The 12,522-nt window shown below is 63.2% G+C and carries 11 protein-coding genes and 1 pseudogene; 5 read left to right on the top strand and 7 right to left on the bottom strand.

Annotation, left to right across the window (positions count from 1 at the left end):
- Positions 1-7: 7 nt before the first annotated feature.
- Positions 8-2,092: an AsmA family protein gene (locus VN004_RS16860; protein ID WP_325612435.1), complete on the bottom strand. Its 2,085-nt coding sequence runs from the start codon at positions 2,090-2,092 to the stop codon at positions 8-10.
- A gap of 185 nt (positions 2,093-2,277) precedes the next feature.
- On the opposite strand from VN004_RS16860, the gene VN004_RS16865 reads away from it, so the two are divergent.
- Both VN004_RS16865 and VN004_RS16870 read left to right on the top strand, forming a co-directional pair.
- Positions 2,278-4,233: an acetoacetate--CoA ligase gene (locus VN004_RS16865; protein WP_325612437.1), complete on the top strand. Its 1,956-nt coding sequence runs from the start codon at positions 2,278-2,280 to the stop codon at positions 4,231-4,233.
- A 182-nt stretch (positions 4,234-4,415) separates the two neighbouring features.
- Positions 4,416-4,742 (top strand): hypothetical protein, encoded by a 327-nt coding sequence (locus VN004_RS16870; RefSeq protein ID WP_325612438.1) that lies wholly within the window; start codon positions 4,416-4,418, stop codon positions 4,740-4,742.
- Positions 4,743-4,793: 51 nt separating this feature from the next.
- Here the strand turns inward: VN004_RS16870 and VN004_RS16875 are convergent, their stop codons facing one another.
- Entirely contained in the window at positions 4,794-5,975 is a 1,182-nt protein-coding gene (locus VN004_RS16875) for a hypothetical protein (protein ID WP_325612440.1), read from the bottom strand.
- 427 nt (positions 5,976-6,402) lie between these two features.
- Between VN004_RS16875 and VN004_RS16880 the strand changes: the two genes are divergently transcribed.
- Positions 6,403-6,717 (top strand): hypothetical protein, encoded by a 315-nt coding sequence (locus VN004_RS16880; RefSeq protein ID WP_325612444.1) that lies wholly within the window; start codon positions 6,403-6,405, stop codon positions 6,715-6,717.
- A 40-nt stretch (positions 6,718-6,757) separates the two neighbouring features.
- Here VN004_RS16880 and VN004_RS16885 read toward each other — a convergent pair whose 3' ends face one another.
- Positions 6,758-7,075 carry a hypothetical protein gene (locus tag VN004_RS16885; protein ID WP_325612445.1) on the bottom strand — a complete coding sequence of 106 codons (318 nt, stop codon included), beginning with the start codon at positions 7,073-7,075 and terminating at the stop codon, positions 6,758-6,760.
- Positions 7,076-7,224: 149 nt separating this feature from the next.
- On the opposite strand from VN004_RS16885, the gene VN004_RS16890 reads away from it, so the two are divergent.
- Entirely contained in the window at positions 7,225-7,377 is a 153-nt protein-coding gene (locus tag VN004_RS16890; protein ID WP_325612448.1) for a hypothetical protein, read from the top strand.
- 121 nt (positions 7,378-7,498) lie between these two features.
- Positions 7,499-8,311 (top strand): MipA/OmpV family protein, encoded by an 813-nt coding sequence (locus VN004_RS16895; RefSeq protein ID WP_325612450.1) that lies wholly within the window; start codon positions 7,499-7,501, stop codon positions 8,309-8,311.
- 3 nt (positions 8,312-8,314) lie between these two features.
- On the opposite strand, the gene VN004_RS16900 is transcribed toward VN004_RS16895, so the two are convergent.
- From VN004_RS16900 to VN004_RS16915, 4 genes and pseudogenes are all read right to left on the bottom strand, one after another.
- Positions 8,315-10,003, bottom strand: a complete 1,689-nt coding sequence (locus VN004_RS16900; protein ID WP_325612452.1) for an iron ABC transporter permease — start codon at positions 10,001-10,003, stop codon at positions 8,315-8,317.
- A 92-nt stretch (positions 10,004-10,095) separates the two neighbouring features.
- A complete protein-coding gene (locus tag VN004_RS16905; protein ID WP_325612454.1) occupies positions 10,096-11,115 on the bottom strand; it encodes a Fe(3+) ABC transporter substrate-binding protein in 1,020 nt (339 codons plus the stop codon).
- 206 nt (positions 11,116-11,321) lie between these two features.
- A complete protein-coding gene (locus tag VN004_RS16910) occupies positions 11,322-12,068 on the bottom strand; it encodes a DUF1194 domain-containing protein (protein WP_325612456.1) in 747 nt (248 codons plus the stop codon).
- 68 nt (positions 12,069-12,136) lie between these two features.
- A pseudogene (locus VN004_RS16915) lies at positions 12,137-12,522 on the bottom strand (hydratase); the annotation flags it as partial.

The following is a 12,522-nucleotide window of genomic DNA, read 5'->3' on the forward strand; positions in this document are numbered from 1 at the left end:
CGTAAGACTATTCGGCTTTTGCGGGCGCGGCGGCCGATGGCTCGGCGCTGGGCGCCACTGCCGGCGCCGCTTCATGCTCGGGAGGTCCGCCTGCGCCGACGGGGGCCGTGCTTTCGGTGTCCTGGACCGTGGTCGCTTCGCGTCGCGGCGCCGTGGACCCGGTTGGCGTCGCAGCCGGCGTGGCCGCGTCCGATGACGGGTTCAGCTTCAAAGCGGGTGCGGGAGCCTGTTCGCTCGGCGCATTGGGGGCGGTGCGCGCGGCATCGCGACGCGAGCGCAGCGATTCAAGGAGCGGCGCCGCCGCGCCCGAGCGCTGGATCAGAATCTGCGCATCGGGCAACAGCAACGGATCGTCCCACTGTCCCTGCACCGCGAAGGGCAGCTCGAAGGGCTTGGCATTGGCGCTGGCGGCGACGAGAGTTGCGGTCCCCTTGAGGTCGAGATCGCGGGCCGGGATCGAGGCCTCACCGGCCATGGCGAGCTTCACCGCGGGACTGCGCAGGTCCACGCTGTCCACGGTGACGTTGCCCTTGGCGATTTTCATCTGCACCGACAGCGTCTCGAAGGGCGTGCGTCCGCTGCGGTATTCGCTGCCGCTGGACAAGGGCCTGCGCTCGAGCCGCCGCAGTAATTGCTCGACATTCAGTCCGGTCAGGGCGCCCTTGGTGGCGGTCAATGTCGCCTCGCCGTCGAGCGTGCGGGTGATCGCATAGACGCTCGGCCCGGACCCTTCCAGAGAAACGGCGAGGCTGCCTTTGCCTTCGATCCGCTTCAGCCCGAACAACTCGCTGATACAGCGTTCCAGATTGATGTTGTCGAATTGCAGTTGCGAGGTGAAGGTCGCGCCTTGCTCGGACCGGGCAAGGCCGATGCTGCCGCGGATCACCCCGCCGAAGCCGCGCGATTCTCCGATCGTGACGGTCAGCTTGCCGGCGCGCAGATTGGTCGCGATCGCGGTGCGGCCGAGGCTAGTGGAGCCGATCGTGGCGTTGCCGGCCGACAGCCGCAGGTCGAAATCGGTGGTCGCCAACCCGTCGAGGTCGATGGGCGCGCGATTCCATTCGCGCTCGGTCGACGCGAGCAGCCGCACGGTCGACAGATAGGGCGTCAGATCAAGCTGATCGACGGCCAGCGTGCCTTGCAGGGTCTGGCGGCCGTCGGCGGCGAAGGTCAGGACCCCCTCGGCGACATTGCCGTCGAGCTCGAGATTGACCTGGGACAGGGCGAGCGTGCCGCCGATGAGATTGGTCTGCGCCTTCAGCGCCAGCCGTTCGAAGCCGCCGCCGGGCAGCGGCTTCTTGCCGAGCCAGACCAGCGCATTTCGCAGTGATGGCGCATCGGCGGAAGTAGCGCCCTCGATCTTCAGGGTCGGCCGGGTCGCCATCGCACCATCGAAGGTGAATTTGAGCGGCGCACCGGCGACGCGCAGCTTCAGCGCCGACCGCTCGCCGTGCAGGGCCGCGGCGAAATTGGCGACCGTCGCGCCGATTTCGAGCGTCTCGCCGCGATAGCGCACGCTGCCGGTCACCGCGAAGCTGCGGGAGATCGCGGGCCAGGCCAGCGACAGATCGGCGTCGGAGACATACTCGTAGATGTTCCGGTGGGCGTCCCGGACCACCAGCATGCCGTTCTTGATTCGGATTTCGGAGAAACTCGGCGCCTCGGGTTCGGCCGCGCGTTCCAGCGAACGCAGCAGGAGCCGCCAATTGGAAGTCCCGGTCTCGTCGACCGACACCACGATCCGGGGCGCCGCGAGGGTGATGTCGGCGATGTCGATGCGCCCCATCAAAAGCGGCAGGAAGCTCAGACGGGCCACGAGCTGGGCGGCCTGCAGGGGCGGCTCGCCGTTGTCGTCGCCGAGAGCGACGTCGGTCAGCGTGACCTGGCCATAGGGGAAAAGGGAGACCGACACATCGCCGCGCAGTTGCGGGTCGAGGCCGGTCGCAGCCCGAATCTCGGACTTCACCGCTTCCCGCACCTGATCCTTCGGCACGAGGAAAGACACCACCGCCAGCGCGCCAAAAACGCACAGGATCAGGGCGCCTACCGCGAGAGCGAGGCGTTTGAAGCCAGTGACCGCCGACAAAGTCATATTTTCCGGTTCGAAGTGCCCGAACTATAGGGGCCAGAGGATCGAGGGTGCAACCTTGCACCCGGAACCAGTGATCATTCCTCTGTGACGCTTTCGTGGCCCTTCGAGAGGCTTCCCCAGACGTTCTCCTGCGTTATTTTGGTGTATGGAGCGGATGGGCAAACGGCCGCTGAGGGGACTTATTGATGAGTGACACACCGCTATGGACGCCGGGCGCGGAGCGCGCGGCCGGCACCCAAGTCATGGATTTTATGCGGCAGGTCAATGCACGGCACGGCCTTTCGCTTTCGTCCTACAAGGAGCTCCATGCGTGGTCGGTCGCTCATCCGGACCTGTTCTGGGACCAGGTCTGGGATTATTGCGGGGTGATCGGCGAGAAGGGCGCTCGGCTGCTGATCGACGGCGACAAGATGCCGGGGGCGCAATTTTTCCCGGACGGCCAGATCAATTTTGCCGAGAACCTGCTGCGCAAGACCGGCCCGGGCGACGCGCTGGTGTTTCGCGGCGAGGACAAGGTGGCCTATCGCTGGTCGTGGGCTGACCTGCATGCCTTCGTCTCCCGCGCACAGCAGGCACTCGCCGCTGCGGGCATCGGCAAGGGCGACCGTGTCGCCGCGATGCTGCCGAATCTGCCGGAATCCGTCGGGCTGATGCTTGCGGTGACCTCGCTCGGTGCGATCTGGTCCTCCTGCTCCCCCGATTTCGGCGAACGCGGGGTGCTCGACCGATTCGGCCAGATCGAGCCCAAGATCTTCATCGCGGTCGATGGCTATTGGTACAACGGCAAGTCGATCGACCTGACCGAGCGGCTGACCGCGATCGCGGGGCAGCTTCCCACCGCGCAGAAGGTGGTCATCGTTCCCTATCTCAAGACCGCGGATGCGGTCGCAGCGAAGGTGCCACGGGCGGTGACGCTCGATGCGTTCCTGAAGGACTTTGCCCCGAAGCCGGTGACCTTCACCCGCGTGCCGTTCAACCATCCCGTCTACATTCTTTATTCCTCGGGCACGACCGGCGTGCCGAAATGCATCGTGCATGGCGGCGGCGGCACGCTGTTGCAGCATCTCAAGGAGCATCGGCTGCAGAGCGATGTGCGCGAGGGCGACCGCGTCTTCTATTTTACGACGCTCGGATGGATGATGTGGAACTGGCTGGTGTCGGGCATCGGCGCCGGCGCGACGCTGATTCTGTGGGACGGCTCGCCCTTTGCGCCCAAGCCCGACGTGCTGTTCGACTATGCGCAGGACGAGAAGATCACGCTGTTCGGCACGTCCGCCAAATATATCGACGCCTGCAAGAAGGCCGGAGTGCAACCGGCAAAGACGCACGACCTGTCCTCGGTGCGGGTGATGACCTCGACCGGCTCGCCGCTCGCGGCCGAAAGCTTCGATTACGTCTATTCGGACATCAAGAAAGATATTCATCTCGCCTCGATCTCGGGCGGGACCGATATCGTGTCCTGCTTCGTGCTCGGCGATCCGACGGCGCCGGTCTATCGCGGTGAAATCCAGGCGGCCGGCCTCGGCATGGCCGTCGATGTCTGGTCGGACGACGGCAAGCACATCGTCGAGGAGAAGGGCGAACTCGTCTGCGTGAAGCCGTTCGCGTCGATGCCGGTGATGTTCTGGAACGATCCGGACGGCAAGAAATATCGCGCCGCTTACTTCGAGCGCTTCCCGAATGTGTGGTGCCACGGCGACTTCGCCGAATGGACGAAGCACGGCGGCATGATCATCCATGGCCGTTCCGACGCGACGCTCAATCCGGGTGGCGTGCGGATCGGTACGGCGGAAATCTACGCTCAGGTCGAGCAGATCCCGGAAGTGCTGGAAGCCATCGCGATCGGTCAGGATTTCGACGGCGACGTGCGCGTCATCCTGTTCGTGCGGCTGATGGACGGGGTGACGCTGGACGATGCCTTGCGCGAGACCATCAAGAAGAAGATCCGCACCGGCGCGTCACCGCGCCACGTGCCGGCGAAGATCATTCAGGTCGCGGATATCCCCCGCACCAAGTCGGGAAAGATCACCGAGCTTGCGGTGCGCGACGTGGTGCATGGCCGTCCGGTCAAGAACACCGAAGCGCTGGCCAATCCCGAGGCGCTGAAGCTTTACGAGGGGCTGGCGGAGCTGCGGAGGTAGCGCGATCCTCCAGTTTTCCTCGCGAATCCGGGCAATGCCGGCTGCGGCCGTTACGAAACGTGATGCGGCTGCAGCCACATCGCCTTTCCACGCTTGGCCTAAAGGATCATCATTCTCACGGGTGGAAGCTGCGGCACGGCGAACCCGTTGGGGGCGTCGTGCCTGAACCTTTGGAGGGTTCAATGCATGGCAAGACACTCGCTTTCATGACTGCCGCTTTGTTCGTTGCAACGGTTCCGCAAGCCGCATTGGCATCGCCGCTGATCGGCGGCGCGCTCGCGGCGGAGAAGGTGTCTCCGGTCGAGAACGCCACTACTACGGCTACCGCGGCTACGGCGGCTATTACGGCCGCGGTTACTACGGTGGTTACGGCGGCTACGGACGCGGCTATTACGGCTATGGCCGCGGTTACTACGGCTATGGCCGCGGCTATTACGGCGGCTATCGCTATTACTGACCGGACCGCTACGCTGCGGCTTTCGCGCGCATTGCGGGAGCCGCAGTCGTAGCGAGGATATGCTGCCGGAAAACGAGTGGATGCGTGTCAGCGCAACGATGCGTTACACGGGCAGCGATTTGTTGCGCCGCTTTGGTGCATTCGGAACCAGGAGAACCTTCCGTGTCAATTCGGCCTGACGGTTCGTCGATGTTTTTTGAAAGATGAGTTTGAGATATTGCCGCGCGCTGAAGATCGTGATGCCGAGCTTTTGTGCGGCGTCCTTCAATGAATAGCCGCTGGCCAGCAGATCGGCGAGACGCGCCTGGCTTGGCATCAATCCGTACAGGCGCTGAAGGATTTCGGCGCGCGTTTCGTCCGGCTGATACGGATCGCGGACATAGACGATGGCGAATTGCTCATCGAGAGTGTTCCATCCGACGCGGGTCTGGCTGTTGCCCAGCGCCGATATCAGGGCGGTATAGGGCTCACCGCCAGACGGTCGCGCAATCTCAAAGGCCTCACCGGGGGTCATCTGGCCGGACAGCGCGGCCTTGATCAGCCGTTGCGCCCTTTTTCTGATGCTGTCGCCGTCGCTTTCGTCGACGACCAGCCGCCCCGCGGTCAGGCGAAGTCCGTCGCGCGCAGCCGCGATCTGACGCGCGGCTTCGTTGGAGAACTTAATCCGTGCATCTGAATCGATAATGATGATGCCAAGCGCCATGTTGTCGAGTGCGTCGAACGCGGCGTTTCGTTCGACCGAAACGAGTCCGAGGTCGCGTTGCAGTTTGAGCGCGCGGCCGAGATGCGGAATCAGGGCCGACATCAGTTCGCAGTCGGCGTCGGTGAACTGTGACTGCGTCCGGTCGCGCAGTACGAGAAAATAAGTCAGGGTCCGGGTGTCCTCGACAAGATTCACGCCGAGTGAATATTCGACGCCTCCGACCGACAGGACCTCCTGATAGACGCGCGAGGCGTGAAGCTGTTCTTCCGACACCAACATTCTGCAATGGAGCGGCTTGAAGGGATTCGCGCTGAAATGAGGAAGCCGCGGATCTTCGCTCATCAGCTCTTCGTAGCGAAGCATGTGCGCAGGGCTCCAGTCATAGCCATGCACAATGCTGAAGGACAGCCGGCTGTTGACCAGGTCGGTGTGTCCGATCTGAGCGCCGCGCGCCGCGAACAGCCGTGTCGCGCTCTCGAGAAAGGCAGGCCATTTCTTCAGGTCGGCGACGGCGTCATATAACCGGTCAAGCGTCGCCAGCAATTGATCGTGCCGCTGATAGGCGGCTGCACTTTGCGTCAATCCGTCCTCCGGCTTCAATCAGTTTGGTCCAATATCTCCAGTTCCAAAAAAACACAGACGGCGCCTTTCGACGCCCTTCCGATCCAAAATTTTGAGGTGCGCGGCGCAGGGGGGCGGTTCGAACCGCAGTCCCGTCCTGGAAGCCGCCGCACACACCATCCTCATTTGAGGACTGTGGGACAGTCCTCAAGTGAGGACTGCTTTTTTCACTCTACTACGCGAAACGTCATCGGTCACGAATTGTCTGCAACTCAAAAAGGGGGAATCCGATGGTGCAGGCGCTCGCATTTGCGCTGCTAATCGCCGCGCAGTTCGCCGCCGTCCTTTTGATCAAGATGAGCGACTCCCCCGATGGGGCGCGAGAGCCTGTCGCCCGAACAGAAACCGGGGAGCTATTGCCGCAACCCCTTCGCGTACGGTGCGCCTGATGAGCTTTACAGCAGACGTCGCGATCGCGCTTTTCGCAATCTGCAACATCGCGCGTGTGCTGGCCTATATTCCGCAAATCGTCAGGGTCGCTTGCGACAAGGACAACGCTGCCGCCATCTCCTATGCAACCTGGCTGATGTTCGCCGTGGCGAATGTCTCAACGGTGTTCTACGCCATCGTCGTCGTGAACGACATGAAGATGGCGCTCGTCTTTTCAGCCAACACGCTGTGCTGCCTGCTGATTGTCGCTCTGACGCTCTACAAGCGCGCGTATGCCGGCCGCCGCGCCGCGGCGCCTCTCACCGAACGATAAGGGCGAGTGAAGGATACGAGGTGCGCGCCGTTGCGGGCGCCTAGCCTTCCAACTCCTGATACACGTCCATCTCCACATTCGGCGCCATGGAGCGCCAGACCTGAAGATAGGCCTGTACCCGCGGGTCGGACGCCAGCGATTGCCGGTTCGCCTCGATCGATCGCGGCGCGTTGTATTCGACGATCTGCAAGATCTTGGCACGGTCGTCCGCATTCTGCAGGAAGCGCACATTCACCTCGCCGAAGATCGTGGTGAAGGGCTTGCTGGTTTTCAGCATGCTCAAAAGCTGCGCCGAATCCGCCGAGGGCAGCGTGAATTTGAAGTGCAGGATGCGGCGGACCGTTTTCTCGTCGGACATTGGCGCTCCGGGGGCAAATCACGTGGCGGCGCTTAGCCTAGCCTATCCGGCCGCGGCTCCACACCTCGTAGCAGGTATTCCGGTCTTGCGAGATGCACATCATGAACCGAGGGGCTCAGGGGTGCGACTGAAAGACAGGGAGGCTTTCGATGGTCACCAACATCCTTGTCGCCATGTGGCAGAATATCGGTCTTATATTCAGCCTCAGCTTCATCGGTCTGATGCTGCTGGGGTTCTTGCGCGGGATGAGGATCAAGCCGCGGCCGTATGACGAGCGCGCCCCCGAGCGCTGGATGCATTGACGGCGAAAAATGCCACACCCTGCGCAAATTTTGCGCCGCGTAGGATTTTACCGATACGTTAACGCGCTTCTTGCTAAGTTGGCAGCACGGCATCTGGACTGCCGACGGGGATTCGAAATTCATGAAGCGCGCAATTCTCGCTGCTACGGTGGCATTTGGCAGCTCCGCGGCATTCGCTGCGGATATTCCCCCGATGCAGGCAAAGGCGCCTGTTGTCGTCCAGCAGCCCTACGACCTGATCATCGAGCTTGGCGCCGGTGCGGAAGTGCGGCCGGCTTATCCCGGCTCCAAGGATTACGAGGTTTGGCCGACCGGGTTCTTCGACCTGCATTATCTGCAGCTGCCCGGCTTCGGTGTGGTTCACAGCAAGCAGGCCAACATCTACGGCTGGTCCTTCGGTCCGTCGTTCAACTGGCAGTCGAAGCGCAAGACGTCCGACTATCCCGAATTGTTCGGACTGAACGATGTCAGCTCATCCCTCGAGCTTGGTGCGAAGGTCGGTTACACATTCGATTGGATCCGTCCCTGGGTCGCGGTTCGCTATGGCATCACCGGGCATAACGGTGTGGTAGGCGAGACCGGCCTCGATTTCATCTTCCGGGCGTCCCCGGTTTTCCTGTGGTCGATCGGTCCGCGCGCCAGCTTTGCCAATCGCGATTACATGGAAACGTATTTCGGCGTGACGCCGGCGGAATCGGCGCGCTCGGGACTCCTCGCGGCTTACGCGCCGGGCGGCGGCTTCAAGGGCGTCGGCGCCGAGCTCAATGCGCGCTACGAATTTGCGCCGCAATGGGCGGTGCGTGGCGAGTTCATCTACGAAAAGCTGATCGGTGACGCCGCGGATTCGCCGATTACGCAGGTGGGCAGCACCGACCAGTTCACGGCGAAGCTTGGCCTCACCTACGTCTTCCAGATGAAGCTATTCGGCAACTGAACGTCAGCGCGACGACGGCGGCATCGGCGCCGGCGCGATCTCCGAGAAGCGGGTGAGGTGGATCACCGGCAGGATGCCGACCGCGACAATGATCAGCGCGGCGAGCGATCCTTCCTCGAAGCTTCCGCGTGTCGCGAACTGATAGATGTAGGTCGAGAGCGTCTCGACATTGAGCGGCCGCAGCAGCAGCGTCGCCGGCAATTCCTTCAGGCAATCGACGAACACAAGGAGCGCCGCGCCGCCGAGCGCCGGGCGCGTCAGCGGCACATGGATCAACCAGGCCACCGCGGGCGGTCGCGTGCCGAGCGTGCGCGCGACATCGTCGATCTCGGTCGAGATGCGGGCAAGGCCGGCCTGCGCCGAGCCGGTGGCGATGGCAAAGAACCGGATCACATAGGCAATGACCAGCGCAGCGCTCGAGCCGGCAATGACAAGCCCGAGATGCGGGCCTCCGAATGCGCGGGACAATGCATTCAGGATGTTGTCGATGCCGACGAGCGGCGAAAGAAGACCGAGCGCCAGGACCGTCCCCGGAATGGCATAACCGAGGCCGGCGATCATAAGGCTGAAGGTGGCGATCTGCCCGCGCACCATCCGTACGGCGATCGCTGCGCTCAAGCCGAGAACGATTGCGATTGCGGTGGCGGACGCAGCCAGGGTCACGGTGGTGGCGGTATAGCGCAGAAGATCGGGGTCGAACCCGGTGAGGAGCCCGCGCAGGAGGACTTCATAGGTCAGATAGAAGAACGGCAGGACGAAACCGAAGGCGACCGGCACGAAACAGGCGACGAACGCCAATAGCGCGCTGCGACCGCTCAAGGACATTCTCGGCACCGTGCGGTGACGTCGTGGCGACGTGACGAAGCGGCGATGACGGCGGCCATGGCGTTCCAGGGCCATCAGGGCGATCACCACGATGAGCATGGTGCAGGCGATTTGCGCGGCGCCCGGCAGGCTCGATCGGTTGATCCAGGTGGTGAAGATCGACAGCGTGAGGGTCTGAACGCCGAGATATTCGCTCGCGCCGATGTCGTTGAGTGTTTCGAGCAGAGCGAGCGACAGGCCGACCGCGAGCGCCGGACGCGCCAGCGGCAATGCGACATGGCGCGCCAGCATGAAGCGTGTCGCGCCCAGCGTCCGCGCAACCTCGATCAGCGACGCGCTCTGGGTCAGGAACATCGCGCGGGCGGCGAGATAGACGTATGGATACAGCACGAAGCTGAAGACGAGGATTGCTCCGGGCAGCGAGCGCACTGACGGAAACCAGTATTCCGCGGCGGTCCGGTATCCGAACAGCGCGCGGAACGCGGACTGCACCGGGCCGACGGCGTCGAATATGTCGACATAGACATAGGCGACGATGTAGGTCGGGAAGGCGAGGGGCAGCGGCAACAGCCAGGCAAGAATGCTGCGCCCGGTAAAGTCATAGGCGGTTACGATCCATGCCGTGCCGATGCCCGCGATCGCAGTGAGCACGGCGACGCCAGCCAGCAGTAATGCCGTCTCGATGGTCGCGCGCGGGATGACGTAGTTGACGAGATGCGGCCAGATCTCGGCGTCACCACGCAAGGCAACGCTGCCGAGGCTGGCCAGCGGCAACAGAACCGCGGCCGCCAAAAGGATCAGAAAAGATGTGGCGAGGATGTGAGAACGGCGGAGCCGGTCGGGCAGCGTGAGGGTGACGTTTGCCACGGGGCCGGTTCTCTCGAGGCGGGGCCTCCGCAAAAAGCGGAGACCCGTCGTTCATTTCAGCTCTGGCCGCGCAGGGCCGCGCGGCGGTTGGATCAGTTGTCGAAGCCGACCTTGTCGACGAGATTGGCCGCGGCCTTCTTCTTTTCCGCGATCTTGGCCAGTGGCATCGGGTCCGGATTGAGCTTGCCGTAGCCGGCAATGATGTCGTTGGTCTTGATGCCGGCCTTGACCGGATATTCGTAGTTCTGATCGGCATACATGTGCTGCGCGGTGTCCCCGGTCAGCCATTCGATCAGCTTCAGTGCGTTTGCCTTGTTGGGTGCATTCTTGGCAAGCACGACGCCAGACACGTTCACATGGGTGCCGCCGCCGGCGAAGGTCGGCAGGATCACCTTGGTCGCGTCGGCCCATTCCTTCTGCTTCGGATTCTGCGTCATCAGCGCCCAGTAATAGGTGTTGCCGATGCCGATGTCGCATTTGCCGGCTGCGACGTCGCGCGCCTGTTCGCGGTCACCGCCTGACGGCTTCTGTGCGAGATTGGCCTTCAGACCCTTCAGCCATTCCTCGGTCTTGGCTTCGCCGTGCTTGACGATCATCGCGGCGATCAGCGCGTTGTTGTAGATATGCTGGCCGGAGCGGATGCAGATCTTGCCCTTCCATTTCGGATCGGCGAGCTCTTCATAGGTGATGGCGTCCTGCTTCACGCGATCCTTCGACGCATAGATCACGCGCGCGCGCATCGACACGCCAACCCAATGGCCTTCGGGGTCGCGATATTGCGCCGGGACCACCTTTTCGATCACATCGGACTTGATCGGCTGCGTGATGCCGCCCTGAACCGCATCTTCCAGGCGGCCGATATCGACGGTCAGCAAGACGTCGGCCGGGCTGTTGGCGCCTTCGGTCTTGATGCGTTGCTCGAGGCCTGACGAGGCGGAGACGACATTCACCTTGATGCCGGTGTCCTTGGTGAAGGCATCGAGGAGTGGCTGGATCAGCTTCTGCTCGCGATAGGTGTAGACGTTCACTTCGCCCTGCGCCGACGCAAGATTCGGCAGGCAGATGCTAATCGCGCTTGCGGCCGCCATGGCCAACATGCGGCTCCTGGACATCGGTACTCTCCCGGTTGAGTTTGACGCAGCTAAGAGATTGAAAACATGGCGCGTCAAGCCAAATTCCCGTTCCGGATCAATATGTTGGAATGATTCCAGACTGTTGCAGACTGGAATTGCTCGAAACAACAGGCTTGGTGATTGGACTCGTTGGCGCTTTGGCGCGGAGCGCGACGCACTTCACCGCAGGGCTGCAGCCAAATGTCTCACGGATGCGGGTGAGGTCCGCCCGTCGCCGCAGACGGCGCAAGTGCGATCTCGGCGACCAGTTTCGAAATCAGCGCCTGACCGAAGGACTGGAAATTCTCGGCGACGACGACGAAGGCGCCCGGACCGCCGATGACATTATCCTGGAAGTATTTTGCGAGTCCGCCGGGAGGGTTGGTGTGCTCCGGATTCCAGGGAAGGGGATGTTCGCTGAGGATCACGAGCCCGTTGATTGTGAGCCCGGTCGCCAGCGCATCCTCCCGTGCCGCGAGCAGGCCGCGGCCGGAATTGTGCGTGCCGTCGCCGGAAATATCGACGGTGCGGCGGGGCGCCCTGAACGGCGCGCGCGCCAGCATGTCCATGGAAAAATCGATCGCACCGGAGATCGATGTGCGATCGGCAAAGGAGCGCGGGGCCTCGACCAGCGCATCGGAGAATTTGCGCGCGGCGTCCGGGCCGTCGATCAGGGTCCAGTCGACCACCACTTTCTGCGCGCCGGCGCCCGACCATTCGACGAAGCAGACCGCGATGCGGCGCGTCGCGCCCGACATGATCGCGTTCATCACCCGCGGATCGTTGATCGCGGCCGCGTAGCCATCGCGCTGCAACTGGAACTTTGGTTGATCGACGCTGCGCGAGACGTCCGCCGCGAGCACCAGCAGAAGGTCCACGGCTTCGGCGGCGCGGGCGGCCGTCGCCGCGGCGGACAACGCAAGGACGGCCAGCAGAATGCGCAGGATTGCCATGACGACTCCCGACCGGCGCGGCGCTGCCTCGCAGCGTCCGTGAAAGTCTAGCACCAGTATGGCGGAAGTCAGCCGAAGCGGAGCGACAATCCCCCGAGCGGAATGCCCGATAATCGGGTCGACCAGACTTCGCCGGCGCGGACCGGACAGGCGCGGGTCAATGTGCCGGTGGTCACGATTTCACCCGCCGATAGCGGCGGATTGTGCGGATCGCGCTCAAGGAGTTGCACGAGGTGGAGGAGGGCCGACAACGGCCCGCCGAGCACATTGGCGCCGCGGCCGGTTTCGACAATGGTTCCATCGCGCGCGAGATCGACCGTGAAAGTCGTCAGCGCATCGAACAGGGCCCCGCGATTGTGCGGCGTGACCTCCAGCGGCCGACCGATCCGCAGCGCGCCGTGCATGCCGAACGCCGCGACCGTGTCGGCGGATGTAAATCGCCAGCCGGGGAAGA

This window comes from Pseudorhodoplanes sp., from assembly GCF_035565855.1.
Classification (GTDB): Bacteria; Pseudomonadota; Alphaproteobacteria; order Rhizobiales; family Xanthobacteraceae; genus Pseudorhodoplanes.

What these genes read in the sequence shown, in the direction of transcription:
- VN004_RS16860 (WP_325612435.1), bottom strand. Translation starts at nt 2,092, where the DNA reads ATGACTTTGTCGGCGGTCACTGGCTTCAAACGCCTCGCTCTCGCGGTA.
- VN004_RS16865 (WP_325612437.1), top strand. Translation starts at nt 2,278, where the DNA reads ATGAGTGACACACCGCTATGGACGCCGGGCGCGGAGCGCGCGGCCGGC.
- VN004_RS16870 (WP_325612438.1), top strand. Translation starts at nt 4,416, where the DNA reads ATGCATGGCAAGACACTCGCTTTCATGACTGCCGCTTTGTTCGTTGCA.
- VN004_RS16880 (WP_325612444.1), top strand. Translation starts at nt 6,403, where the DNA reads ATGAGCTTTACAGCAGACGTCGCGATCGCGCTTTTCGCAATCTGCAAC.
- VN004_RS16885 (WP_325612445.1), bottom strand. Translation starts at nt 7,075, where the DNA reads ATGTCCGACGAGAAAACGGTCCGCCGCATCCTGCACTTCAAATTCACG.
- VN004_RS16890 (WP_325612448.1), top strand. Translation starts at nt 7,225, where the DNA reads ATGGTCACCAACATCCTTGTCGCCATGTGGCAGAATATCGGTCTTATA.
- VN004_RS16895 (WP_325612450.1), top strand. Translation starts at nt 7,499, where the DNA reads ATGAAGCGCGCAATTCTCGCTGCTACGGTGGCATTTGGCAGCTCCGCG.
- VN004_RS16905 (WP_325612454.1), bottom strand. Translation starts at nt 11,115, where the DNA reads ATGTCCAGGAGCCGCATGTTGGCCATGGCGGCCGCAAGCGCGATTAGC.
- VN004_RS16910 (WP_325612456.1), bottom strand. Translation starts at nt 12,068, where the DNA reads ATGGCAATCCTGCGCATTCTGCTGGCCGTCCTTGCGTTGTCCGCCGCG.